Origin of the sequence: Paraburkholderia sp. RHO2, assembly GCF_050955445.1 — a bacterium.
Classification (GTDB): domain Bacteria; phylum Actinomycetota; class Actinomycetes; order Mycobacteriales; family Mycobacteriaceae; genus Prescottella; species Prescottella agglutinans_A.
On record NZ_CP162618.1, the window covers coordinates 18171 to 42801 of the forward strand.

At 65.5% G+C, this 24631-nt stretch carries 21 protein-coding genes and 1 pseudogene; 13 read left to right on the forward strand and 9 right to left on the reverse strand.

The window, feature by feature from the left end:
* Window positions 1–152: 152 nt before the first annotated feature.
* A complete protein-coding gene (locus ABTV10_RS25205; protein WP_499035600.1) occupies window positions 153–2636 on the reverse strand; it encodes a helix-turn-helix transcriptional regulator in 2484 nt (827 codons plus the stop codon).
* 474 nt (window positions 2637–3110) lie between these two features.
* On the opposite strand from ABTV10_RS25205, the gene ABTV10_RS25210 reads away from it, so the two are divergent.
* From ABTV10_RS25210 to ABTV10_RS25220, 3 genes are read left to right on the forward strand one after another with little or no spacing between them, the layout of a single operon-like run.
* Entirely contained in the window at window positions 3111–4082 is a 972-nt protein-coding gene (locus ABTV10_RS25210; RefSeq protein WP_499035602.1) for a carboxypeptidase-like regulatory domain-containing protein, read from the forward strand.
* 4 nt (window positions 4083–4086) lie between these two features.
* Window positions 4087–4896, forward strand: coding sequence for a DUF7159 family protein (locus ABTV10_RS25215; protein WP_499035604.1), 810 nt, complete (start codon window positions 4087–4089; stop codon window positions 4894–4896).
* Between the two features lie 47 nt (window positions 4897–4943).
* Window positions 4944–5210, forward strand: coding sequence for a hypothetical protein (locus ABTV10_RS25220; protein ID WP_499035606.1), 267 nt, complete (start codon window positions 4944–4946; stop codon window positions 5208–5210).
* 379 nt (window positions 5211–5589) lie between these two features.
* On the opposite strand, the gene ABTV10_RS25225 is transcribed toward ABTV10_RS25220, so the two are convergent.
* The gene (locus ABTV10_RS25225) at window positions 5590–5943 is read right to left on the reverse strand and encodes a hypothetical protein (RefSeq protein ID WP_499035607.1); all 354 of its coding nucleotides are present in this window, start codon (window positions 5941–5943) and stop codon (window positions 5590–5592) included.
* 678 nt (window positions 5944–6621) lie between these two features.
* On the opposite strand from ABTV10_RS25225, the gene ABTV10_RS25230 reads away from it, so the two are divergent.
* From ABTV10_RS25230 to ABTV10_RS25265, 8 genes are all read left to right on the forward strand, one after another.
* Entirely contained in the window at window positions 6622–7431 is an 810-nt protein-coding gene (locus tag ABTV10_RS25230; RefSeq protein ID WP_499035608.1) for a chymotrypsin family serine protease, read from the forward strand.
* 827 nt (window positions 7432–8258) lie between these two features.
* Window positions 8259–8897, forward strand: a complete 639-nt coding sequence (locus ABTV10_RS25235; RefSeq protein WP_499035609.1) for an MspA family porin — start codon at window positions 8259–8261, stop codon at window positions 8895–8897.
* A gap of 106 nt (window positions 8898–9003) precedes the next feature.
* A complete protein-coding gene (locus tag ABTV10_RS25240) occupies window positions 9004–9270 on the forward strand; it encodes a hypothetical protein (RefSeq protein WP_499035610.1) in 267 nt (88 codons plus the stop codon).
* Window positions 9267–9959, forward strand: a complete 693-nt coding sequence (locus ABTV10_RS25245) for a hypothetical protein (protein WP_499035611.1) — start codon at window positions 9267–9269, stop codon at window positions 9957–9959. Before ABTV10_RS25240 ends, ABTV10_RS25245 begins: the two co-directional genes overlap by 4 nt.
* Before the next feature lie 165 nt (window positions 9960–10124).
* A complete protein-coding gene (locus ABTV10_RS25250; protein WP_499035613.1) occupies window positions 10125–10466 on the forward strand; it encodes a hypothetical protein in 342 nt (113 codons plus the stop codon).
* 326 nt (window positions 10467–10792) lie between these two features.
* Window positions 10793–13567 carry a TNT domain-containing protein gene (locus tag ABTV10_RS25255; protein WP_499035614.1) on the forward strand — a complete coding sequence of 925 codons (2775 nt, stop codon included), beginning with the start codon at window positions 10793–10795 and terminating at the stop codon, window positions 13565–13567.
* A gap of 79 nt (window positions 13568–13646) precedes the next feature.
* On the forward strand, window positions 13647–14270 hold the full coding sequence (locus tag ABTV10_RS25260; RefSeq protein WP_499035615.1) for a hypothetical protein: 624 nt from the start codon (window positions 13647–13649) through the stop codon (window positions 14268–14270).
* 51 nt (window positions 14271–14321) lie between these two features.
* On the forward strand, window positions 14322–14951 hold the full coding sequence (locus ABTV10_RS25265) for a hypothetical protein (RefSeq protein ID WP_499035616.1): 630 nt from the start codon (window positions 14322–14324) through the stop codon (window positions 14949–14951).
* 439 nt (window positions 14952–15390) lie between these two features.
* Here ABTV10_RS25265 and ABTV10_RS25270 read toward each other — a convergent pair whose 3' ends face one another.
* The 6 genes from ABTV10_RS25270 to ABTV10_RS25295 form a co-directional block, all read right to left on the reverse strand.
* Window positions 15391–16017 (reverse strand): DUF6891 domain-containing protein, encoded by a 627-nt coding sequence (locus ABTV10_RS25270; RefSeq protein ID WP_499035617.1) that lies wholly within the window; start codon window positions 16015–16017, stop codon window positions 15391–15393.
* Window positions 16014–16727 carry a hypothetical protein gene (locus tag ABTV10_RS25275; protein ID WP_499035618.1) on the reverse strand — a complete coding sequence of 238 codons (714 nt, stop codon included), beginning with the start codon at window positions 16725–16727 and terminating at the stop codon, window positions 16014–16016. The genes ABTV10_RS25270 and ABTV10_RS25275 overlap by 4 nt, the downstream gene beginning before the upstream one ends.
* A 97-nt stretch (window positions 16728–16824) precedes the next feature.
* Entirely contained in the window at window positions 16825–17376 is a 552-nt protein-coding gene (locus tag ABTV10_RS25280; RefSeq protein ID WP_499035619.1) for an RNA polymerase sigma factor, read from the reverse strand.
* Window positions 17377–17523: 147 nt separating this feature from the next.
* The gene (locus ABTV10_RS25285) at window positions 17524–17949 is read right to left on the reverse strand and encodes a hypothetical protein (RefSeq protein WP_499035620.1); all 426 of its coding nucleotides are present in this window, start codon (window positions 17947–17949) and stop codon (window positions 17524–17526) included.
* A 113-nt stretch (window positions 17950–18062) separates the two neighbouring features.
* Window positions 18063–18932: a C39 family peptidase gene (locus ABTV10_RS25290; protein ID WP_499035621.1), complete on the reverse strand. Its 870-nt coding sequence runs from the start codon at window positions 18930–18932 to the stop codon at window positions 18063–18065.
* 133 nt (window positions 18933–19065) lie between these two features.
* Window positions 19066–20136, reverse strand: a complete 1071-nt coding sequence (locus tag ABTV10_RS25295) for a hypothetical protein (protein ID WP_499035622.1) — start codon at window positions 20134–20136, stop codon at window positions 19066–19068.
* A gap of 496 nt (window positions 20137–20632) precedes the next feature.
* Here ABTV10_RS25295 and ABTV10_RS25300 point away from each other — a divergent pair, with 496 nt between their 5' ends.
* Both ABTV10_RS25300 and ABTV10_RS25305 read left to right on the forward strand, forming a co-directional pair.
* The gene (locus ABTV10_RS25300) at window positions 20633–21607 is read left to right on the forward strand and encodes a nitroreductase/quinone reductase family protein (RefSeq protein ID WP_499035624.1); all 975 of its coding nucleotides are present in this window, start codon (window positions 20633–20635) and stop codon (window positions 21605–21607) included.
* A 10-nt stretch (window positions 21608–21617) separates the two neighbouring features.
* A pseudogene (locus ABTV10_RS25305) lies at window positions 21618–22310 on the forward strand (DUF6630 family protein); the annotation flags it as partial.
* Between the two features lie 164 nt (window positions 22311–22474).
* On the opposite strand, the gene ABTV10_RS25310 reads toward ABTV10_RS25305, so the two are convergent.
* On the reverse strand, window positions 22475–24433 hold the full coding sequence (locus ABTV10_RS25310; protein WP_499035625.1) for an Hsp70 family protein: 1959 nt from the start codon (window positions 24431–24433) through the stop codon (window positions 22475–22477).
* Window positions 24434–24631: the final 198 nt, after the last annotated feature.

Here is a 24631-nt window from a genome sequence, read left to right on the forward strand (position 1 = left end):
TACGGGCCCACGAGGCAGAACACAACAGAGATTGCGGCGAGACCCATGAGACGCGTGTTCGCCCGACGCCGACTATCTCTCGCCGCGTGGATCTCGGCCCTCGTGGGGGCTGCCACTCGAACCGAGAGCGGTGAGGGCTGCATGTGACTCTCTCAGCCGCTGCGCCGGGCCCCTGGGCGGCCGGATACATATACCGACGACGTCACGCGGTGATCGTTCGGCCTAACCCTGGTGCCCTGCAGTAGGGCCGCGCGGTCCCGCGGGAGCTGACTGGCGGGCTGGTCCCCGAGGAAACCGAGGTCTCGCGCAACGTCGATCGCTTCACCCCGGGTGTGGACGTCGAGTTTGCGATAGAGAGTGCGTAGGTGCGATTTTATTGTGGGCGTTGCAAGGAGCAGCGCGTCCGCGATCTCGCCAGCAGTCAGTCCTTGTGCGAGTCCATCCAGCACAGCACGTTCGCGGTCAGTGAGGTCGGGGAAGTGGACGTCGGTGGGATAGTGAGGCACGGCTGGGGGGAAGGGGAAGCTCGTTCCGGTGAGGGCTGTAAGTGCAGCAACGGCGTCACCGGGGACGCCTGACTGTGAGGTCGAGCATCCGGTACGGCTAGCCATGTCGCATGCGCGGGTCCACAGGCGGCGCGCGCTGCGCGTATCGCCCGTCTCGTTCAGGGCGACCGCTTCGATGATGAGCGCGTCGAGGTAGAACCGGATGTAAGGACTTGCGAGCCAGTCGTATCGGCGGCAGGTGTTGATCGCGGTGTGGTGTCTGCCGGTCAGTAGATGGGCGCGGGCCGCGGCAACGGTATCCCACGGATGACTGCATCGCATGTCCCTCGCGAGCTTCATGGCGCGGCCACAGTCGCCGAGTGCGAGGTGCATCTCGAGTTCGGTGGCATCGACGAGCGATCGCACGACTTCGCCATTCGCTCTGGCCCGTTCACTCTCGAACTGGGAGAGCGACTCGAAGCCTGCGGCGGGGTTCTGGACAGTGATGGCGTGTCGACCGCGGGCATGGACCACGAAAGGCCACAGTTCCACCACAGGTGGTAAGTCTTCGAGTTGGTTGAGTGCTGCTTCTGCTCGCGCGCTGTCGCCCTTGTCGAGGGCGGCGAGTGCGCGGGCGGTGAGTCCTCCGATCCGGGTGAGTGCATCCGCCCATGTGTCCGTCGCGGAGTGAGCGTGTTCGAGTTCGAGCCACTCGTCGACGCGTGCGTGGTCGCCGGCGAGTGCCCAGAGAAGGGCTGCGTTTCCGGCGGCGTTGCGGGCGATGTAGCTCTGCCCTTGTGCCTCACCAAGCCGGTGTGCGATCCGTAGCTCGGAGACAGCGTCGGGGAACCGCCCGGCTAGTTGGTAAGTAAGTGACCACTGCATCCGAGCGAAGGGCAGGAGATCGGTGAGGTCGTTCGGGGATGATTCCAGGACGGAAGCGGCGGTCAACCGGAGACCGTCCGTCGCCTCGGCGGCTTCCTCGTACGCACCCGACAGGCGGATCACGATCGCGTGGTGAGTGGCGAGCTGTAGATCCGACAGTGTCCCGGGGATCGCCAGGGTGTCGGGTTGTTCTGCCCGGGCGCTCCGCGCCGAGTTGCCATGCAGGAGGGCGAGCAATTCCCGGGCTGCGTTGATATGTGGGTTGCTCGCAAGTGTCCGCGGCGGGAGCGAGCCTAGAGCCTGGCTGAGGACGAGGAGGTCCGTGCCGACGAGGGTCGGTAGATGTTCGTCGACGATCGCGGTGACCAGCCCCCACTGCCGTGCATCGGTGGCGCACCGGAGAGCGGCACCGGGCTCGCCGTTAGCGAGGTGATGATGGGCGAGGTGGATCAGCCGCGCTTCGGGGTGCAGGCCGTCGGCGCGTTGGCTCTCGAACAGGACCCGTCGCACGGCCGGCGGCAGGATCCATGTGTCGCCGTCTGCGGTGTCGAGGTGGTCGACAACACCTGCTTCCGCCAGAGTGCGGAGACGATGCACCGGGTCCGGATCATTGGTGAGGAACTGGGCAATTTTCGTGGTCAGGGAGTGGGCTGTCGCCACCCTCGTCAGGAATGATCGGTGCTTGGTAGCAGCCGCGGTGGCCAGCACGGCGGTCTCGAGGTGCTCGGTGACCGCGGTGGACAGTCGATTCTCGAGAAGGCGACCGCGGCGTGGCAACTGTGGCAGGTCGGCCGCGACCTCGATGGCGACACCGGTCAGCGCCGGCAGGCCTCCTGTGGCGTCGTAGAGGATCTCCAGTTCACCCGGCCGTAGTTCGATACCGGCACGCTCGGCGGCCTCACTCATGTCATCGAGTGTGTGTCGTAGGACTCCGCCATCGATCAGATGGTGCGCTAAATCGAGTGTGCCGAAATAGGGGAACAGCGTGCGGCCGCAGACTGTGACGACGACGTCCACCATCGGGCACACGTCGACCAGATGCTGAACCTGTTCATCGACGCCACGGTCGGTGACCTGTTCGAGGCCGAGTAATGCGAGCCTGATCGGTTGTCGTACGTGCATGAGCACCCGGCGCACATCGTCGGTGGCGGCGCGGTCGCCCGTGACGACGGCATCGGGGGTGATCACACCCGCGATCTTCAGTCTGTCCGCCACGGCCTGCCACAACTGGGCAGTGTCCCAGTCGGTGTCAGCTGGAACGCACACGCCGGTTACGCCGTCTGAGGTGTCTGACGTGGCCCACCACCGAGCCAGATGTCGCTTGCCGAATCCCTGGGGACCGCGGACGACGGTCAGCGGAGCGTCTCGCTGCAGCAGCTTCTGAAGCCGGCGCAGGGGAGTCGGTGTACTCGGAAAGCCACAGGGAACGTCACCGCTGCTCGGGTCGATCATCTGAATCCTTGGAGATGAAGTGCGAGCAGCGACGACGGTCACGACTGCAGGTCTGGCATGAATCGACTCCATCCACCCAGCAGAGAAGGGCGAATTCAAGTTGCTGTGAGCGGGTCGTCGCAATTTCACCCCCGATTCATCCTTTTCGTCCCAATTCACCCGTCCAGTCATCCCCTCGCGCCCGATCGGGGGCATCGGCGCGAGATTCGATGAAGGTCGTCAATATCTCCTCCCGGGATCCCCGCGCATCGGGGGTCGGGATCCTCGGACAACATCGAAGGAAATGTCTTGAGGTCATTCCAGCCCACTCGTCGCCGCAGATCGCTTGTCATCGCCCTGACGGCGAGCGCCGCTGTTGCCCTGTTGGCGCTCAAGGGATCCGGAACCAGTGGCACCGAAATCGAGGTGGCGGCTTCATCCGCGCCGATCCCGACCATCGCACTCACGCAGATGGACGGCACACCGCCGTTCGATCCCAGCACCAGCCTCGGCGGTGACTCGAGTTCGTCGAATGGCATCGTCCGGCCCGGAGACCGTGTGGCCTTCATCGTCGACGTCAACCCTGGCACCACCGGGATCGCCGACGCCACCGTGACTCTTCCTATCTGGAAGGGGCTGACGCTCGAGACAGTTCCTGAGTTCTGCCGACCCGGTTCGCGACTCGTCGACGTGGGTCCGATGACCGTACTCACCTGCAAGCTGGGCGATCTCGCGCCCAAAGCTCGGACGACACGAGCGGTCACGGTCGACGCGTCGCCCGCAACGGTTGCGCCGGGCGCTGCGATCACCACGACAGCGACGCTGAGCGGAACCTCCCCGGTCACATTCGTGATGTCGAACGCCACGGAACTCCGGTTCGTCCAGCGACCGGCAGGATGCGATCCGCACGGTGCAGGCGCGGCGCTGGACCCGGCCATCCGCCCGAACCTGAATGGCGTGCAAGCCAGCGGTCAGATCGCAGACGTCGTCGTCGACGAATCTGGAACTCCGGTGCCCGGCGCGGTCGTGACCCTCACTGGACAAGATCGGTGCGGTGACATCATCAATCGCGAGATCGCGACCGATCACACGGGCCGTTTCGCGTTCGTCGGCCTCGTCGCCGGCCTCTACCATGTCAGCGCGTCGGCACCTCGGCATGACGGCGCGGATCCTCGACTGTCACCGACGGTGACCGTGGCACTGTCCGAGTCGGACATGATGGCCTCGGGTATCGACCTGCGGCTTACCTCCACCAAACTCACCGAGAACGGTTCTCGGTGACGTCATGCGTGAATCGCTGGGCATCGCAGTCGATGCCACCTCCGTCAACGCAGTTCTACTTGATGCACACGCACCGGAACTCGGGCCGATCGATCGACGCAGTGACACCCCAGCATCGGAGGTGGGGTTCGACTCCGTGGTCGAGGCCGCCACCGTCATGATCAGACGTGCCCGTCGCGTCGGCCTCAGCCCGCGGATCACGGGGGTTGTCTCGTGGGACACCAAAGTCGCCTCGATGCTCGCGGCGACGCTGCAGCCACATGGTACGGGAATCGTTACCCTCGTCAGCGCCACCGATGCCCGCATCGCCTACATCCAGTCGATGCCAGAACTACTCGAGACACGCACCGCGATAGTTTTTACTGCCGAGGGCCCCGACATCTTGGCCCTCGCGGTGGACACGTGGACCCGCGGTATCCATCACGCATTCCGATATCCAGCCACCTACATCGGCAGCGATGCCGCCGAGGACATTCTCGACGAACTTCGGGGACGGCTACCGTGGGGCCGCAAGACGGTCGTGACCCTGGGGATCAGCGCAGCACTGAAGACCCGCATCGCGCACCTGGCGGGCGAGCGCCGCATGGACACCATCACGCCCTTCGACGAACGATGGACCCTCGCAATTGGGGCGGCCATCGTGGCCTCCGAACGAGCTGTCTATCGAGTTGAACTACCCGCACCCGGCAAGTCGGATCGATCAAGGATTTCCAGATCGGCACGTCACACGGGCCGTCGCCGATCGAGTCATCCGGGAAGGCAAAGCGTTTGGTCGATCATCAACCGATCGGACAACGTCAGCCGCGATCGGTAGGTCTGGATTCGCCCCAGGTCGTCCAACAGATAGGAGAGAATCACCGCATGAATGCGCCCTTCTTCGCCGCCGTGGTCCTCATCGTGGTTGGGAGTGTGCTCGGCCGGAGCCGATTCAAGGAAAGTGCTGCCGGACGATTGATGCCGCTCGTGATGGCTTTCGGTGCCGGATTGCTGGCGGTGGGCAGCTGGCTATCCCACGACCTGACGATCTGGTCGGCTATCACCATCGTTCTGGCCGTCGCGCTGGCCATCGCGAACACCGCGATGTGGATTCGCGAGTCGCAACTGCGGCGCACAGCTCGCAACGCCTGAATTCCCCCTGCGACTGCACGACGTGTGGCTCTCATCGGTCGATGGCACGGTCCTGATGTTTGAACGTGGCTGCGTAGTCGGGGAACTGCGTGGACGGGCCCCGGCCGCACAATGTGCGCGGTCCGGTTGGCCGCCGGTGTACCGAGCGGTACTTGCGGGCTGGGAGATGATGCCGCTCGGTGGTGCGTCTTGCGGCGCTCGGGACGCTGCTCGGTGCCGTTTACCTCAGAGGAGCGAATCCTGCTGATGCCGGTGTGTGCTTGATCGGAGCTGTGGTCGGGTCGGTTTCGATCGCGGTCGGCCAGGTATGGCCACCGCGGTCGAGAAGGCCAGGTGCGCCCGCCTTGTGGATTCCTCGGGGCGGGCGCACCTGTTCGCTCTACTTGTAGTGGTAGTAGCTGACGAGATCCGGATTATGCAGCGGCCCGTAGATGTCTACGCCGGCACCGCCGTTCCCGCGCGCAGCCCGGTCGATGGACACCTGTGCTGCGTCGCCCGCGCGGAGTCCGCTACCGGACACGCTGACCAGATTCGGAAACACCGGATTCAGAAGCGGCCCCACAACACGAACCTGCGAGAGTGCCACGGCCTCACCATGATTGATTTCGACCTTGGTGCCACCCGCGATCGGCTGCACCGTCAAGGCCGACGCCACGCCGGCGCCGAGCGTCAGTGCCGCACACGCCCCTGCAGTCGCGGCCGCGATCTTCAGCGATACCTTGATGATCCCCACTTGGGAGTCCTCCCTATCCCCGCCGCCGCGAATCAGCGGCGATACCTCGACATCACCACGCCCACAAAGCGGAAAGCAAGCTGACGGGCAGTTTGTGGTCAACCCACGACAACCGCATTGCGCCCAATCTCGTGTCATGCATCCGAGAATGCTCCGGCTCTGGGCGTGGAGGCTGCGTCCTCCACGCGAGCAGGTTCACTAAATCACATTCGGATGCCGTGATCCAAAGCGGTGTGTACGAAATATTCTGTACACCAATGTGGTTCGAAGACGGTGTTTCGCTCTAACGGTGCGGCTGCGGATGAAAACGCGGGTGAAATTGGTGTGTCGACGCCAGCAACGTCTGTGCAGCGATGGCCAGCCGCCCAGCTGGGACGCCTGACCTGTTGCCGACAGGATGAGTTCGGAGGTGAATGTCGCTTCTATCGCGGCGCCGCGATGGGCTATCACGCCGGCATGCTGGATGGCGTGAGTGAATCCGTACCGCCTGTCACGCCACGACTCGGAGTTCGCAATTGCCCTGATGCACAGTATATTTAGAGATCACAGTGGAGCTCGCACCTCGGCTTCGCAGATAGGTGCGTGAGGGTGCCGCATCCGAGAAGTCGGAACCGGCAACCGTGGTGATCGAGTTCGGCTGCGCAAGGCCCCACGTGCGGAGCGTGTAAGACTCGATGCATGGGGGAACGAACGGATCGACGCCAGTTGCTGTCCTTGCTCATTGTGCTACTCACCGCGATTCTGGCAGGTCATACCTCGGGCTGCGCGACGGTCGCCGGCGGCGCCGTATCCTCGGGTCATCCCGTCGCCCAGTCGCCTGAATCGACTCCGGAGCCGTATGCCGCGACGATCCGCGGGCGGCCTCAGATCACCCGGGACGCAAGTCCGGTCGACTATTTGCGTACGCACAATGGTGTCGTTCCTGGTCGCCGTTACACCAATGTCGTAGCCAGGGAAGACTGCTCAAGCGGCTGGATCGTGAAGGGCGGCGACGGCCCACGCGTCATGCTCACTGCCGGTCATTGCGGAAGGGTGGGAGACCGGATCTCTGTTACGACGAAGGGCGGCGTGGAGCTCTATGCCGGCGAGTTCATCGACGAGACGTTCAGTTCTGGGCGTGTGGACATTGCGATGATCAGAATCGCACCCGGCGTTCGGACTGAAGGCGCACCATATGGGCAGGGAAAAGTGGGTGGCTTTGCCACGGCAACCTGGCTGCAGGAGAACCGGCCCCGTATTTGCCGCCTCGGGGCCCAGACCGGGCTTTCCTGCGGGGACTTCATCAGCGTCGACAGAGCAACACACACCGTGTACTTCGACAACATCGTCGACCATGGCGACAGCGGCGGACCGGTGTTCGTGCAGCTCGATGACGGCACCATCATGGCAGTAGGAGTAGCCGCTGCCTACCAGAGCGACGACGCCACCCGAACGTCCGCAACGCTCATCGAGCCCTATCTTCATGACCAGTACACGCTGGTCGGATAGGCAATGGTGCGGGGCATCGGTGGCGCGCCCCCAGGACTGAGGACGTCCGCGGGTCCACAGACTCAGTCCGCTGGTCGGCGAAGTCGTGACACGGACGGCTCCCTGAACGCACGCTGAAGCACTGCGATTGTCCACACGCAGTCGTGCATTGGAGCGTCCTCACGCAACCACCTGCGCATCTATGGAAGTAGCGGCGGGGAGATACGCGTACTGGCGTAGCGACCCGCCCACTACTAAGTGAGGGTCCGGCACCTGGGCGGGGCGCATGTCCGGATCCTTGCGGGGGAGTCACCCGCATGTCTGTGACGGTTCTTGTGGGCGGTGATTGGTTCCAACCCGGACGGCGCGGGCCGTGTCAGGGGCTATCTGGAGGTCGATTTCACCCCTGTTTTCATCCATTGGAACGGCCTAGGTGATGTCGAAACCTGCGCGGCACTCCTGCCGCTAACAGCTGATGCTCAGCGCGTTTGCACCGAATTGGATCTTCTAGCACAACATTTGCGTCCCTCATGGCCGCCTCCTTACCGTGGGGCCGCGGTCGTTGCGGACGGCTGCGGAGAGTCGCTCCCTTGCCGGCCCCCGACCCGGCGGGGGAGCGACTATCGCCGGATGATCCACCTGCAAATGTCCGTTACCTGTGCCTAATCGGTGCTAGGCATCAAGACGACGCGGCTGGGGCACATCGGTTTTCGCCGTTGCGTTCCCCTCCCTGCGGGGCCCTGGGGGTCGGTTTTGGAGTCACGCCGGTGATGCGTTAGTTTGGCAAACTGTACGGTCGGTAAGTTCCGATCACGCGTTGTTGGAACGCTTTCGGGGTGGGAGTCTCTATGTCTGCTGTGTGGAAGAAGTCTGTCGTGGCCGCCGTCGCTGCAAGTGCGGTGGCGTGGGGGACCTGCGGGGTCGCGTCGGCGGAGCCGACGAACCTCGAGTCGAAGTCTGATTCGAAGACGACCGACGACGGTTGGGTGCTGGGGGTGTCTGCGACGGAGTTGTCGGCGAATCCGGTGCCGAATCTTGCGATGTCGCGGTTCACGCGGGAGGGGTTCTTCTCGTCGAAGACGACCGGCACGATCACCGGGTCGGGAACCGTGCCGGTGCGGTCCGGGTACATCGAGCAGGGCCTGCAGGTCGGCTGCGAGATCGACGTTTCCTCCGGTGCGACGGTCGGTCTGGCGATGACCCTTGGTCCGAGCATCGGCATCTCGATGACCGGTCCGAACGGTGGGATCAGCGCGAACGTGGGGCCGTCGATCTCGGCGCAGGTCAAGCCCGGCACGATCACCACGATTCCGCTGGGGAAGAAGGATCTCGAGGGCGCGAAGGCGTCCGTGAGTACCTCGAACCTGCACGTGAAGGTCGACGGTTGCTTCGGCGCGGTGTCGATCCGCTCGTATTCGATGCTGGCGGCGTCGACCGCTACGTCGGACGACAGCCTGTACGTGTACTCCGAGCCGACCTGGCTCTGACCTACAGGCTAATCGGGGAAACTGCGGAGACGGGGGAGGTCTGTCGATGACGCATGCCATGACACACGCGCACGACACCACAAAGAATTTGAACGACGCTCGGGCAGTGGACGACTCGGAGACGAGTACCCCTGCAGGGAGCGCCAACACCCGACTCGCGCGCGCGGCGGCGGCGCTGGTCGCGGGTCTGGTAGTGCTGGCGGTGGTGTTCGCGAGTCTGGACCGGGTCGCGGTGTGGGCGGGCGAGCACGGGCCGGTGTGGGTGTATCTGGGATTCTTCCTGGTGATGTCGATTGCTGGTCGCCTGTTCTGGTGGGGCGTGGACACCATCATCAAGGCCGTGGTCTCCCGGAATCCGGAGGCGGCACGGTGAGCCTGCGCGGTATCGCGGCCGTGATCGGTGTGGTCCTGCTGGCGTCGGGATGCTCGGATGCGGGCGGGGCCACGGACGCCGCGGAGCCTGCGAACCTGCAGGCGTTGGTTTTGGCTGAGTCCGACTTCCCGGCCGGTTCGCAGTACTACCCTGTGCCTGATACGAAGTCATACGGGCAGCAACTCGCGGACGCGATCGCGAACACCACGTTCGGCCAGGCCGAGTGCAAACAGCCCCGTGAGCAGCAGGCCCGGATCCAGAGCACTGCCTCGCAGGCAGCGGTGAACGCGCAGACCCCCACCGGGAACATCTACGTCGCCGCCGTAGCGAACGGCGAGAGCGAGACCCCGGACCTGGTCGATCGAATGCTCTCCGGGCCGTGTGCGATCGTCACGACCGAGCGGACGGTCGACGGTGTGGCGGTGGACTCGACGGTGACGGACACGACTCGGATCGAGGCACCGTCCGACCTGCGCGCGGATGAATCGATCGTCTATCGGCAGCGGGTGGAGGTCCGCTCGCGGCTGGACGGTGAGACAGCTTCTCCTGCTGTGTCGTTCAGGCTTGTCGGCTACGCATGGGTCGGCCCCTACCGCGTGATGATCGAGCAGACCTCAATGGAATCGAACGCCCAAGCGCGTGAAGAGTTCGACGCGCTCTTCCGGACCGCCGTCGCCAAAACCGGCTGACCTGCCTTCATCGCGCCGCGCACGCGCCTGCTCATAGGTGACCGGCTGACCGCAGCCGTGCTTGACGCATTCAATGCCGGTCGCGCACTAGCTGCGACAGCTTCAGCATGCGCCGCGACGACCCGGTCGTCGCCATACGACATCAACCGAACATCAGGGGGACACGTGACGATGACGCAGACCGCGACTCACACCCAGACGAATCGAAGCCGCGACGTCGACCACCGCCGGTCCAGAGCGACCCCGCAGGCGAGCGGCGACGAGCCTTCCGACGGCGCAACCTCCGCAGCGATCCGCGCGGCGCTGTCGCTGGCGGCGGGTCTGGCGGTGTTGGCGGCGGTGTTCGCGAACCTCGACCGGGTCTCGACGTGGGCGAGCGAGCACGGCCCGGTGTGGGTGTATCTCGGGTTCTTCCTGGTGATGTCGATCGCCGGCCGCCTGTTCTGGTGGGGTGTGGACACCCTCGTCAAGAACATGGCCTCGAAGAACCCGGAGGCAGGCCGGTGAACCGCCGACGCCAGGTAGCGCGGTGGGGCGCCGGTGCCGCTGCGGCGGGGCTCGCGGCAATCGCGATTGGTGCGGCCGCTCCGCCCGCGGCGGTGGCGACGCCGGAGGAAGATTGCCAAGCGGTCCGGGATCGGGATCATCAGATCTGGCTCGATCTGATCGCGAATCTTCCTCCCGGGTCGCCGATTCCACCCGAACCGATCAACCCGTGCATCCCCGCGGGCCCGGAGACGACCACCACGGCCCCGGCGCCGCTGCCCGGACAGGGCGGCCAGACCGGGACAGGAGGATCAGGCCCGCAGGTCGGGGCGAACGCACCGACACTGATGCCGCGCTACAACGGCACCGACATCGTCCCCGTCCCCGGCCTGCCCGCTCCGCCGAGCCCCGGCGGAGGCCAGCCCGCCCGCGTCGAGGACGGTCGGGTGACGGTCCCGACCACCGGCGCGCCCTCGCCCACCGCGACACAGACGCCGACGCCCGAACAGTCGGCATCACCCACACCGGCGCCGCCGGTACTTGACAGTCAACTCGGACGGACCCCGCCGCAGGTGCAGCAGGAATCGACCCATGCCGACGAACCCGCCAGTGGCGGAAACCCCCACGCGTTGTTGCTGCTCACCGGACTCGCCGGTGCCGTCGCGGGCGCCACACGCTTCGGGCGCGGCACCCGCGCCGCCGCGGCCGACCCGACAGGGCTGATGGGGCGCACGCCGGAATCGTTTCTGGCGCAGGCAGTTGGCATGGCCGTGGCACCTGTCATGCAGTACGTGCCCGGCGGTACCGAGCGTCTCGTCGTCAGGGAAGGAGAGGGCTTCCGGACTCTCTTCCTCATCAACGACAAGTCCTCGCTGCACGAGGCCGTCATTGAAACCCCGCCGGTGCCCGACGGTGGATCGATCCGCGTCAACGCCAACGGGACGGCATCGATCGTGGATGCGGACGGCTACGAGGTCTCCCGCATGGCCGCCCCTTGGGCCTACGACGCCAACGGGCGTCCCGTCCCGACCCGCTACGTCGTCCGGGGCGGTCAACTGGTCCAGCAGGTCTACGCCGACGCCGACACTGCCTACCCGATTCTCGCCGACCCGAACGACGAAGGTCGCAAGGGACCCGGCAACGCGAACAAAGAAAACAAGAGTGGCTGGAAGACCGATCAGGACACGGCCGGTGGTCAGTTCCTCTCCGGGAACCAGGTGGACCAGGTCCGGCAGAACGCCCAGAACACCTCGAACACCGCCAGTGGTGTGGGCGAGTTGATGGGCCAAGCGCAGAACGCCACCCCTACCTCGTCGCTTGCGGAGACGGGTACAGGAAGCCCCGCCGCAGATGTGGTCTACGCGAACCAGATCGACCAGCCGGTCACATCGAACTACGGCGGTGGCACAACGGCAACAATGTACCCGACCGGTCACGAATCGGGCGTAGCCGCTTCCTACCGGACTGGACCGGATTCGAATGGCGCGTTCGAGGAGGGGACGATCCACGAGGAGGGAGGTCAGTCTCGGAGTCGATTGACACCGGTGCCGGGCTATCCCGACAGCTACGACATCGTCACCGAGAACCCGGACCACACGGTCACCATCGGCCGCCGCACTCCGGACGGCCAGGGCGGATACACACTGTGGACGAGCAATCCGGATGGCTCGCACACGATGTTCCGAGACGGCGTCAGCTACACCGTTCCTGCCGGAATGGATCCGACACAAGCAGCGCCTGTCGTCAGCCGGATCGGCACCGACGGAGTCATCTACACCAGATCGCAGAATGTGGACGGCACAGTCAGCGAAGCCGTCTCGCACCCGATGCCGGGCGGTCGGGTGATGGCTTTCATCACCAACCCGGACGACACTGTGTCCGTGGCGATCTCCGGCCCTATTGACGAGAACGGCCGCAACGACACGACGATTCAGCATCCCAACGGCAACGCGACCCTCATCACGAAGGACGACCGCTTCATCGGTCTCGACCCCGACGGCAGACCCACCGATCTATTCGACGAGAACTACCAAATGGGTACCCGCTGGAACCCCTGGACCGATCAGTGGGAACCAATACCGAAGCCGGACAGCCCTGAACGAGAGGCCCTGACACCCAACCAGGACTTCGGGGACGGTGTGGGCGATGCAATCGTCGACATGGTCAAGGGGATCGCGCCCCTGATTGGCCTCGGCGGGCGCGGCGCACCAGGTGTCGTCGCTTCCTGGCGCGCGGGCCCGGGGACCCTCGTCGGGCTTGGGGGCGAAGGGGCCCCCGGCGTCGCCGACTCGTGGAAGAACTTCGGGAAGAACCTGATCGCGTGGGACGAGTTCGCCTCCGGCGACTACGACTACGCGACTGGCAAGGCCTTGTTGAACATCGGAACCGCGCTGGTCGGGCCCAAAGGAATTACGGGGGGCCTGCGTGGTGCAGCGGAGTCTGCTGTCGGTGCCGCTGGTCGTGGTGCAGCTGAGTCTGCTGTCGGTACCGCCGTACGGGCGGGCGACGAGGTCGCGACCGCACCGCCTGTACTCACCCCACCGAAACCCAGCACGGGCATGGGGGCATATCCCAACGCGCACAGGATCGATCGTGAAGCGGCGCCACTGTTCCCTCCGAATGCGAAACCGTACGGAAAATACACGCCGGATGAATGGCAGGCTGAGTTCGTCGACCCCGCGACCGGGTATTTCAACTATCCGGAGCACACTGGACTGGCGCTCGACGCGGCCCGCAACCCCGTTTACGAAGTCCTCGAGCAGTTCCCACCCGGTGCCCGATTCGACCGCTTCGGTGACGAGGGGGGAAAATTCCTTGGTACCGACGGTGACCCTTTCCCGATGCGGAGCCTTCCGCCCAAAAGCGCGTCCGACGGGTACTTCCGGTACGTACAGGACAAACCGCTGCCACCGAACAGGGCGATCGTCACCGGCAAGATCGCCGAGGCTTTTGGGGCGGACGGTGGGGGCATACAGTTCCAGGTCATCAAGATAGATCCCGTCACCGGGCTCCCTGATCTAATCCCGGGGATGACAGAGTTCATTCCGGAGAACTTCGTCGCACTGAGGATTCGCGAGATGATTGGCGAGGAGATCATCAAGCGGATCTACCCGCCGACGTGACCTGCGTCATCGGTCGTCATCCGCAAATGTCGGTACCAGTAAGTACGGTCGGGTTTCACACATCACGGAAGAGGACATCATGAGGCACCCCCATCCCGCAGCAGAGAAGAACAACCGTTGGGGTCAGGGAGCGCTGACCGATGCGGACATTGCGGAGTTCACCGAGGTGGTCGAGCACCTGCGTGGGGTGTTGCCTGCAGCGCTGGGGGAACAGTGGACCGATGCCGTGTTCTCCGGCGACGGGTACGTGGTCACTGAAATCCCGAGGGGCGAGAGCGGGTATTTCCGCGGCTATCAGGGTGTTCGCAAGACCGCCCAGGGCTACGCGGTGATGTCCGGCGACGAGCGCGGATCCGAAGGCCCGCTGGAAACGTTCAATCGGTTCGAGGACGCTGTGAAAGGCTATGCCGCGGACGTCATCAGCGCGATTCGCTGGGACCACGGCCTCGGCATGGTGGCGTGGATGTGGAACGGCACAGTTGGCCGCGGCGTCGCAGTCGAATCCCTCAATCCGCCGTACGACACGGACTTCCGCTTCTTCCTCAGAGACGACCCGAATGTGTGGGTCGAAGGGATTAAGACCGCCGCGGCACTCTCGCACGGGTTGACCATGCCGGTCACCGACTACATAGCCGCGATGCTGGCCCATCCTCCGGTGACGGCCAAGGACGCGACTGCCTGGCCGAAAACTGGGCACGCATAAGGGAGTGCGGTGAGGCGCCCGCAGGTTTCGCACATCACGGGAGAGGACACCATGAGGCACCCGCATGCCGTAGCAGAGGAGAACAACTGGCTGGGTGAGGGAGCGCTGGCCGATGCGGAGGTTGCGGAGTTCACTGACGCTGTCGAGCATCTGCGTGTGGTGTTGCCAGCATCGCTGGGGGAACAGTGGACCGATGACGTGTTCTCCGGCGACGGGTACGTGGTCACCGAATCCCCGAGGGGCGACGGCGGCTATTTCCGCGGATATCGGGGTATTCGCAAGACTGCCAAGGGTTACGCGGTGATGTCCGGCGACGAGCGCGGATACGAAGGCTTGAGGGAAACGTTCAGCCGGTCCGAGGATGCGGTGAAAGACTATGCGGCAGCAATTGTCAGTACCTTCCGGGGCCGCGGTCCGGGTGCTCTCGGTTCGGTGGCGTGGATGTGGAACGGCACAGTTGGCCGCGGCGTCTCAGTCGAATCTATCAATTCGCCGTACGACACAGACTTCCGCTTCTTTCTCCGAGACGACCCGAGCGTGTGGGTCGAGGGAGACAAGACTGCCGCGGCACTCTCGCACGGGTTGACCATGCCGGTCACCGATTTCATCGCTGCGACACTGGCCCATCCTCCGGTGACAGCGAAGGACGCGACTGCGTGGCCGAGAACAGGGCACGCATAGGGGAGAGCGGTGAGGCGCCGTTGAGCGGTCGCTCGGGCCTCCACTCTTGGTCCGGGTGTGGGGGCTCTTGTTTGATCGACTACGAGACACATTGGTTGTTGGAGGGATGGCTGTTCGGACGCGACCACTCGATCAGCGCGAGCAAGCTGTGAAACAGAGCCTGATGACCCCCGGCCGCCCCCCCTGCGCTCACACCAAAGCCGCTCTGTAGCCGGCAGTGATCACCCGCAGTCCAACGGTCGAGAGTTCTGGTTGTCGAACAACCTATGCGTAGTGCGCAGCTTAGCCCCCCGCGCATATCACCAGTGTTGAACGCTGATGACCGGCAGCGCGCATCCGCCGTACTGGAATATTTGGATTCGTCACTCTGGAAGGTGTTTGCGCCAGACGACGTCGGAGACGCGGATGCGGTGGCTGGTGTCGCCGTTCCAGTCCACCGTCAGGCCTGTGCTTCGAGCGCGTCGACGACGGTGCGGCCGACGACGCCGTCGGTGTGGGCGGCGATCTCCTGCCGGGCGGTCTCGTCGCCGGCGCGCACGGCCGCGATCAGTGCAGGGTCGGTGCCGGGGGCCGGCCGGAATGAGCTGTAGGACAGCCACAGGTCATCGGGTTCGTCGCCAAGGAACGTGGCGTCCTGCATGTCGAAGAACGTGTACGCCCACTGCTTCCACGGGTACCAGCCGTCCATCGGCGGGTCGGCCGGGGTGCGTTCGTCGTCGATCTCGACGGTGCCGCAGCGGACGCAGCAGGTGAAGTTCATTCGCGCGAGAATGCCGCGCTGCTCGAGGTCCGCGAACGCCGCGGCCACCCGCACGTAGTCGCCCGGGGTCGTCCACCGCTTCTGCTCGGCCAGGCGCTCGTTCCACACCTGACGCACGACCGCGTCGACCTCCCGCCCCCGCGCAGTGTGCTCCTCGGCGCCGGCGACACAGCCGCGCGCCGTCTCACAGATCTCGTCGAAGGCTGCGAACCCAGGAACGACGAGAATGCGTGCCTGCTCACGGACCTCAGCGATGTCTGCCGCGGTCAGTGAGGGCTCGGGTGTGCGCCGCCAGGGGAGCCTCACGGGTTGGTCGTGGTGACGGTGCCGTCGCCTTCGACGAACAGCCGATACCCGAAATCCTTGAGGGGATTGTCGGGGCTGTTCCTCGCGTACGTGGCCAGCGCCATCACCGCCGTGCATGGTTTCGTATCGAGCTTGATCTCGAAGAACGCAGCGGAGGTGTCTTTGGCCCGGATCTGGTAGCCATCACCGCTGCGAGTCATGTCGCCGACCTTCTCCGACCCGTCTGTGACGCGGTTGTACGTGAGAGGTTGCCCATTCAAGGCGCTCGTCGAGTCGATCGTGTCCGGCTTGTTCTGAGATTTGTCGAAGTCCATGCAGTCGACTGTCCACAGAAACCACACCACGGCTTCGTCGATCACCTTCTGAGACCCCTTACCAGGCTTGGTGAGGTCGGCAAAGCTAGTCGTCGACAGGTCGTGCCCCGGCCACGACACGATGGACACGGCCTTCTCCTCGGTCCCGAAGAGGACTTTGCTCTCGTCCTTGGTGAGCTCGAAGACGCGCGCACCGTCGGGCAGGTTGGTGGTGAATGTCGCCGTGCCGACGGTGAACTGGTCGGTGTAGGTGGGGCGCTCGGTGGTGGTGGCGGGCCGCAGGCTGTCGTCAAGCAGAACCTGATCGTCCGAGCAGCCAACGAACGAGGCGGCCGCCGCAGCGACGGCGATCGTGGAGGCGACCCGGCCGCGAGTGACGTATCCGAGCGCGGGCATATGCAATGAACTCCCGATTCGATGGGTTGTGGTTACAGCAGTCCGGCGCGGGATGAAGGTTTTGGCTGCGGCGGTGGTGGCAAGGGGCGGGGGCGGTCTATGTCTGTGACGCGCGGACCGGTGCGAGGATGTCCGCCAATTGCTTTCGCGCGCGGTGGATGCGGGTTTTCACGGTGGCTACGGAGACCTGTTGGTGTTCTGCGATGTCGGCGTACGGGAGGTCGGCGAACTCGGCGAGAACGATGGCGACGCGGAAATCCTCGGGGAGTTGCCCCAGGGCGTGCTGGACGGCGTCCGTGGTCGTGACCCGGTCGTCGAACGGGGTGCGATCGTCGGCGAGGTCGATGCCAGGGCCATCATCGTCGGTGTCATCGAGGCTGGTGGTGTACTTGCGACGACGGACCAGGGCGAGGGCAGCGTTGGTCGCGATGCGGTACAGCCAGGTGTGGAAGCGGGCCTCGCCGCGGAACTTGTGGAGATTCTGCCACGCAGCGATGAGGGCGTCTTGGAAGGCGTCTTCCGCATCGTGGGTGTTGCCGGTGATCTGTACACACACATGCCAGACCTTCGTTCGGTAACGGCCAGTGAGTTCGGCGAACGCACTGTGGTCACCGGCACGGCACGCGGCCACGAGTTCCGCGTCGTCCATCGAACCCCCCCAGGTTTTCTCGTTCTGTCAGCACATGCCCCCTGATGCGCCGTGGGGGATCGTACCCGGCAGCACCGAAGCGTCACCGACCACCGTCGGTGACATCCCTTCTCCCTGGCCACAGGCGGATGATCGCGGCGTCGGGGCTTAGTACAGGTCGCCGTCGCCGAAGGCGGTGTCGTCGAGGCCGAGGTCGGGCAGGTCCCCGGTCGTGACGTCGTCAGCGGTGGCGGCCTGGTCGAAGAATGCCGAGTCGATGTCGATGTCGCCGGCCTCGTCGAGGTCCTGGGCGTCGGTGTCGCCGTGGAGGTCGCCGGGCTCGCCCCCATCGTCGCCGAGCACGGGGGCGTCGATGTCGTCGTCGAGGACGATCTCGCCGTCATCGTCGGGGAAGATCCCGCTCTCGTCGGGCACGACAGGGATGTCGTCCATATCGGGTACGAGGTCGGCGTCGGCGTCCGGGGTGGTGGGGTCGAGCGCGATCGACAGGGCACGTTCCCACACGTCGTCGGGCAGAGGCGGCATCGCGTCTGCCATCCCCAGCGTCGTCAGCAGTGACTCGTCCGCGTCCATCGCTCACCTCGTTCTCGGTCGTGTTCGTGTGGCCGGGCAGGTTGTCGGCGCGTTGCTCGAAGTCACAGTCCTGCTTTCCGTGACCATTGTGCCTGGTCCGATCGCTCGGGCGACTACACGCGGATGATCGCGGATGGGCTGCTCGGCGCCGTGGTGGCGGCGGGTGTGTCGAGCAGCGCCGCGTCGGGGGCATCGGTGACCACCATCTGGTGCCCGGAGTCGGCCCAGGCGTCGTCGAACTGTTCGATCGGCACCTCGAGCTGATCACCATTGGGGACACCGGGATCCGAGAGGATCACCACCCCGCGCTCGTCGTCGATGCCGGCGACGACGAGGACGTGGTCGGGGAGATCGTCGTCGTCGGTTTCCTGGTCGGGCTGCCAGATCTCCCCGGAGTCGACCATCGCGATCACCCCGTACCCGGCGTCCAGCTTGGCCCGCAGGTCGTCGAGCGAGCTGCTGGTCAGACTGCACGGCACTCCCTGGTCCTCGAGCAGCTTCTCGATGTTCGGCAAGGTCATGCCCTCGCTCGGGTCGCCCATCAACCCGAGTTCGACGGCGCGGTCGACCAGCTCCTGTGGATCGGTGATGAATGCGCCGGTGTACTGGGCGACGATCTGCCCGACCGCTGACGGCCCGCAGTATCCGTTGATCTGCTGGTAGAACCAGTTCAGCGTCCACGCGGCCGGATTGCCGTGCACGCCATCATCGTCGGCCGTGGCGACGTCGGATTCCGGATCCGCGGCAGTGAGGTCCGGGATGTCGTCGAACGCCTCACCTGCGGCAGCGAGGTCCAGCATTCCGAACGCCTCACCGGTGGTGTCGGCGTCGGGGAGTGCCGGCGCGGGTTCAGCCTCGATAACGGCGGCGAGATCGGAGCAGGCCGGGACGAGGTCGTCGAAGACAGCAGGTTCGTCGATCACCGCGGTGGGCTCGCCGCCGGACCAAGCGTGGGCGGCCAGATCCTGGTCGAAGTCGTCCATAGTCGAACACTCCTCAGATCGTGGGTGAGTCGCGTTGCGTGAAATTGCGGCGGCGGTCAAGATCCCCGTTGTCGCACGCACCGGCGGCGAGAGCGTGCGGTGCGTGCGACGCGGGAAAAGCGTGTGTCGCCCGTCAGACGAGGTCGCCGGGGACCTCGTCGACGACCGGCGGCTCGTAAGCGTCGGTGCCGGCCTGGGTGTGGTAGCTGTCGTCGGCGGGGATCAGTGACTCGTAGGTGCTGATGTCGCCGAGTGCCCCGTCACCCGAGGTGGCGGCGGTCCGGTAGGTCTCCTGGCTTCCGTCACCATCGGCGTCGGAGAGGCTGAGGTCGAAGCGCCCATCCCCATCGGTGTCGACGAGGGTGTCGTTGGTGATGTTGTCCGCGTCGGTGTCGAGGTCCGCGGTGTCGAAACGTCCGTCGCCGTCGGTGTCGATCAGGAAGACATCCGGTTCGCCGTCACCGTCACTGTCGAACTTGCTGGCGGTGATGCGTCCGGCGCCGTCGAACTCGTCCTGGCGGACGCGCTGGGCGGTGGTCGGATCGTAGTAGGTGGCGAGGTCGACCTGGCCGTCGTCGTCGGTGTCCTCGGCGATCCGGATCGTGCCGTCGGGGCGGACCGCGGCGGCCGTCTCGTACGTGCCGTTGTGGTCCATGTCCTGCTCGACGAGGGTGATGCTGCCGTCCTCGCCATAGTGGGTGATCGTGTCGACGCCGTCGACCCGCGAGTGCGCGAGATCGACGCGACCATCACCGTCGACGTCACGGGGGGACAAGTAGTCGACGTTGCCGTAGACACCGACCGCGGGATTCAGATCCGACGCGGGCGCCGACGCGGCTGCGGGATCCTCGACTGCCTGGGCGGGGATCCCGGCTTCCGGAGCGACGGTTCCAGCGGCCGGTGCGGAAGAGTAGCTCGCGGTCGCGGGATCACCGACGACGTCCGCGGTCGCCGACGACTCGCCGGCCGGTGCGGTCTCGGTCGCGGTGGTCGCGCCGGTGGCGGTGGCGGATTCCTCGGCGCCGGTGGTGGTGTCGGCGTCTGCGGTGGTGCCGAGGCCGAGTTCGCTGAGCTCCTCGTTCTTGGCCTTGTCGATTTCGTCGAGCTTCTCCGTGACGGTCAGATCGGGGTCGTTGGCGATGTCGTTGAGCTTGGCCATGTATTCGGCGGCGTCTTCATCGGTGTACTGGTCGGGGTTGCTCATCGTCTCGTCCTCACTGTTGTCATCGGCACGCCTGCATCGGCTGTTGGTAGTTGGATGCAGTGGACGACCCGAAAGGTTCCCGGCGACAGCGAAATTGTTTCTGCCGACGACCGGGAATCAGCGAAACACCAGCTCACGACACATCCGGCTGAGAGCTGACCGGCGAGGTGACCCGGCCCGAGATGTTGCGGGACAGGACGTTGTTGACATCTGTTGATCTGCTCCGGCTATCGATGGCAAGATGCTGACCCGGGTGTTCGTGTCCCTGCCATATGCAGTGTGTCCGAGTTAGAGGGCGGACGAGGAGCCAGACATCCGCCGCGCGAGATCGATGCCTCAGGCCTACATTTGTCCGCTGAGGAAGTTCGACGGCGCTGTCACTGTGCTCTCTTTCGTTGCTGGTATGCGCCGGCCAACTCGCGACAGCCAGATATCACGTGCGGTCGCGAGGCTTGGCGGTGCGGAGTCCAGCGCGAGCGGACAAAAGGAAGCTCGAATGCACGAACTCGATTCACCCTCATCTGCCAACGACTTTCAGCAACGCATCGTCGACGAGTTCCGCGCGAACGCAGGCATCGTTGGTGGCCCCTTCCAGGGCTCGTCCCTGCTTCTGCTGAACACCGTGGGCGCACGGACCCGGCGCCGTCGCACCACTCCGCTGGGCTACGTGGACATCGACGGCACACGCGTGGTCGTCGCTTCTGCTGGCGGTGCGGACTGTAATCCAGCGTGGCTGCACAATCTTCGGGCGCATCCGGTGGTGAGCGTTGAGGTTGGTCCCGAAATCTACCCGGCGATCGCGTCCGTACTATCCGGTGCGGTTCGCGATCGCTTCTGGGACGAGGTGGTGTGCCGGCATCCCGGCTACGGCGATTACCAGCAGATGACATCCCGCGTGATTCCCCTGGTAGAGGTCCAGCCCCTCCCAGCTCGCGATGGGCTCGACCGGGTACGCGGGATGGGAGACTTCCTCAAAGAAGTGCACCAATGGCTGTCCGCGGAAATGGATCTCGTCCTCGCGCAGGTCGACACGCTGATCGCAACGACAGACACCACCACACTGGTGACACTGCCGCCACGAACGCTCCATGCCCAAATGCGCGAGCGGTGCATCGCCTTCTGCGGAGCGCTCGAACGACACCACACGGGCGAGGACTTCGGCGCGTTCCCGATGGTGGCGGAGGCGTTTCCCGCACTCGCGCCGACACTGGAGCAACTCCGTGCCGAGCATGTCGTGGTAGCCGAGATCAACACCTCTATCCGTGACCTGCTCGAGGGGTACACGCCAGGAGCAAGTGATCCGCGTGAGCTGCGCGTCACGCTTCACGGCCTGGTTGCCCGACTGCGCGAACACTTCACGTTCGAGGAAGCGACGATCCTCGACGCACTCAATGCCGTCGCTGACGCACCACCTTCACGCAACGCGGCAGAGCCCGAATCTGATTCGGGCGAGTGCTCAAATGACGCATAGCAACGCCCCGCTCTCAGACCGGTGCTCAACGCCACACCATCAGCCCACCGCCACCGACACCGCGGTCGTCGTCAGGATCGAGGATCTCCGCCGCACCTACACGTGGTCGGCCGCCAGGATCGCCTTCGAGCTACAGATCGAAGGCATCGTTGTCAGTCGCCGGACAGTGTCGCGGCACCTTGCAGCGTTAGGCCTGAACCGCAGACGGTTCATTGACCCCACTGGCGAAGCCAACCGGGAACCACGCAAGATCATCGCCCGACGGCCTGGCCACATGGTCCACATTGACGTGACGAAGGTCGAGCGAATCCCCGCCGGCGGCGCGGATGCCCATACGTATGCTGGCCGCGTGAGCGATATGGCGTACTTTCTTTCGCCGGCTGAGCTGGGGATCCTGCCCGATGTGGACGATGTGGTGGATGCGTTGATCCAGGACGGGATTCTCTTGCCGGTCGACTGGTCCGGCGAGGAGTGGCCCGGACAGATATCGCAGTTCGTGGCGCGTCGGTTGGAAGCTTTCGGGAAGGACCGCGCGGTTGTCGCTGCCGTCGAGTCCGCCGCCAGGGAAGCGGCCGGGGCCGACCTCGAGCGCGGTGAATACGTGCCGGCGATCCTGCGCGCAGTGGATGGCGCACTGGCCGGAGCGGGGTTGGCGCTCGGCGAACTGCAGTCCGGCGACGACACCTATCGTGTCGGCGTCATGTGCCGCACAACGGAGTCGAGTCTGGCATGGGGCCTGGATCGGCCTTCTCCAGAGTGGGAGCTCATCTAGAGCATCTCCGACAAACATCGAGTCCAAGCGATGCGGCGTTCAAAACCAGCTCGGCCCGAGAGGGGCTCCTGTGTTTACGGCGACGTGGCGCCGTGTCAGTTGATCAATCCGGAGCGGGTCAGGAACGCCTTGGCGCCGTCGAGGCCCACGCCGTCGCCGAAGTGCGCCATCACCCCGGTGGCACCGTTGGCGTAGAAGACCGAGTAGGTGTTGTCGGAGTGGGGGCCTTCGATGTGGGCGGCCGCGGTGCGGGCGGTGTTCTCGACGAGGACGTTGTCCGCGTAAGCGGTGTTGGTTCCGAATCCCTGCCGGTACCCGACCACAGTCTGCTTCGCCTCACGGGGGTCGACCGAGACGATGATCGACGAAAAGTCGCCGTCGACAATGCCAGCGGTCAGAGGGCTACCCTTCTTGATCGGACACTGCACCTTCATGCCACCGTTCTCGGTTTCCCCGACGGACTTACAGGGTTCGAGCTCGCTGCGCAGCGCCGGCGGCATCGCCGCCACCACAGCGTCTTTCGTCGTCGGCAGTGAGACCGCGTCACCACCGCCGGAGGACGCCGCCGATGCGGCGTCGCCGCCGGTGGCGGTAGTGGTCGGTCCTCCCGCGGCCGCGGCGGGGTCGGTGGGGGTGTCCTCACCGCCGGTGAGCGCGACGACACCGATGGCGCCGGCGGCCACGACGGTCAGCGCCGCGGCCGCGATGACCGTCCACTTCTTCCCGGTCATGGTCTTCGCCGGAGCGCCGTCCCCGGGGGCGGGCTGCTGCCACGCGGGTGCAGCCGGGGCGGGAGTCGGGTTACCGGTGGGGCGCTGCGGATTCCACGGCTGCGAGGTCTCGGGCGCGGCGGGTGCGGGGAACTGTCGGGTATCCGCCGGTGCCGATGCCGGAGCTGGCGCAGGCACCGGTGCTGGCGCTGGGGCCGCCACCGGCGTGGGTGTGGGTGTGGCGCCGAGGCCGCGCACGATCGGGGCGGCCGCGGCGAGTGCGCCCTGGGCGACGACGGTTTTCGGGTCGTCGAGCGTGGCGATCGGCCCGAGTTCGGCGAGCCGCTCGTGCACGAGTGGGATCCGGGACGAGCCTCCGGTCAGGTACAGCGCCTCGAGCTGGCTCGGGTCGGCGATGCGGGCGTCGGCGAACGTGGCCCCGGTCAGGTTCACCGCCTTGTCCAGGGTCGGGGTGATCAGCTCCTCGAACTCCTCTCGGGTGATCTGGAACTTCTCGGTGCGCCCATCGCCGCCGGTGACGGTGATCGTCGCCGACGGTGCCTCCGACAGCAGTTCCTTGGCGCGGCGGATGGAGTCGTCGAGCGCGTACCGGATGTCCATCGGCGCCTGACGGCGCAGATAGTCGAGCAGGTCCGGGTCGCGGACGTCGAGCTGCTGGTCGACCCACCGCCGCAGGTAGGCGTCGAGGTTCTTGCCGCCGAGCCCGTTGTCGCCGCGGGCGGCGACGACGTCGAAGGTGCCGGCCTCGTTGGCCTCGAGGACGGCGATGTCGAGGGTGCCGCCACCGAAGTCGAACACCGCGATCTTCGCTCCCGGGGCGAGGGTGTTCGCCCGCGTGTAGTAGTGGGCGGCGGCACGCGGCTCGGACACGGTCCGGATCTTCGAGGCGTCGAGCCCGAGGTTGGCGGCGGCGTCGAGCAGCACCTGGATCTCGCGCGGCGACCACGCCTCGGGGTGGGTGAGCACCAGCTCTGCCGGCGCTTTGCCGCCGTGGGCGCCGGTCGCGCGCGTCATCACCGAGTCGAGCACCGCCGCGACCGGCACCGAGGCGGGCAGGTCGTAGCCGTTGACGTTGACCATGCCCTGCGCGACGACCCGCTTCGGGGACGGCATGTAGGCGGCCGGGTTGGCTTCGGCGCGGTCGGTGGCCACGTCTCCGACCGCGATACGGTCCGGAGATTCGACGAACACCGCCGACGACATCGTGGTGCGGTTGTGGCTCAGTTGCAGCGCCTCGACCGTCCCGGACACCGGTCCGGTGTGTGCGGCGGCGGTGTTGGAGGTGCCGAAGTCGATGCCGAGCACCCACTCACGCGACGACATCAGCGGCCGCCCTTCACGCCGACCCGGGACAGAGACGGTATGAGGCAGTGGCACACGCGAGTCGAGGTCATCTTCGGTCCTTCCACGGTCTCGCCGGGGCGGCGAGGACTTCACGGTTCTCGTAGTTAGATGCGCAGCACGCGCAAAAGGTTCCCGCCCGATCACAGTCGATCGGTTTTGCAGGGGACGCAGCCGTGC

Excerpts from the sequence above, each read along its gene's own strand:
- ABTV10_RS25300 (WP_499035624.1), top strand. The coding sequence starts at position 20,633 with ATGCACGAACTCGATTCACCCTCATCTGCCAACGACTTTCAGCAACGC.
- ABTV10_RS25280 (WP_499035619.1), bottom strand. The coding sequence starts at position 17,376 with ATGGACGACGCGGAACTCGTGGCCGCGTGCCGTGCCGGTGACCACAGT.
- ABTV10_RS25215 (WP_499035604.1), top strand. The coding sequence starts at position 4,087 with ATGCGTGAATCGCTGGGCATCGCAGTCGATGCCACCTCCGTCAACGCA.
- ABTV10_RS25230 (WP_499035608.1), top strand. The coding sequence starts at position 6,622 with ATGGGGGAACGAACGGATCGACGCCAGTTGCTGTCCTTGCTCATTGTG.
- ABTV10_RS25295 (WP_499035622.1), bottom strand. The coding sequence starts at position 20,136 with ATGAGCAACCCCGACCAGTACACCGATGAAGACGCCGCCGAATACATG.
- ABTV10_RS25255 (WP_499035614.1), top strand. The coding sequence starts at position 10,793 with ATGCCGCGCTACAACGGCACCGACATCGTCCCCGTCCCCGGCCTGCCC.
- ABTV10_RS25260 (WP_499035615.1), top strand. The coding sequence starts at position 13,647 with ATGAGGCACCCCCATCCCGCAGCAGAGAAGAACAACCGTTGGGGTCAG.
- ABTV10_RS25275 (WP_499035618.1), bottom strand. The coding sequence starts at position 16,727 with ATGCCCGCGCTCGGATACGTCACTCGCGGCCGGGTCGCCTCCACGATC.
- ABTV10_RS25310 (WP_499035625.1), bottom strand. The coding sequence starts at position 24,433 with ATGTCGTCGCGTGAGTGGGTGCTCGGCATCGACTTCGGCACCTCCAAC.
- ABTV10_RS25290 (WP_499035621.1), bottom strand. The coding sequence starts at position 18,932 with ATGGACGACTTCGACCAGGATCTGGCCGCCCACGCTTGGTCCGGCGGC.
- ABTV10_RS25220 (WP_499035606.1), top strand. The coding sequence starts at position 4,944 with ATGAATGCGCCCTTCTTCGCCGCCGTGGTCCTCATCGTGGTTGGGAGT.
- ABTV10_RS25235 (WP_499035609.1), top strand. The coding sequence starts at position 8,259 with ATGTCTGCTGTGTGGAAGAAGTCTGTCGTGGCCGCCGTCGCTGCAAGT.
- ABTV10_RS25285 (WP_499035620.1), bottom strand. The coding sequence starts at position 17,949 with ATGGACGCGGACGAGTCACTGCTGACGACGCTGGGGATGGCAGACGCG.
- ABTV10_RS25265 (WP_499035616.1), top strand. The coding sequence starts at position 14,322 with ATGAGGCACCCGCATGCCGTAGCAGAGGAGAACAACTGGCTGGGTGAG.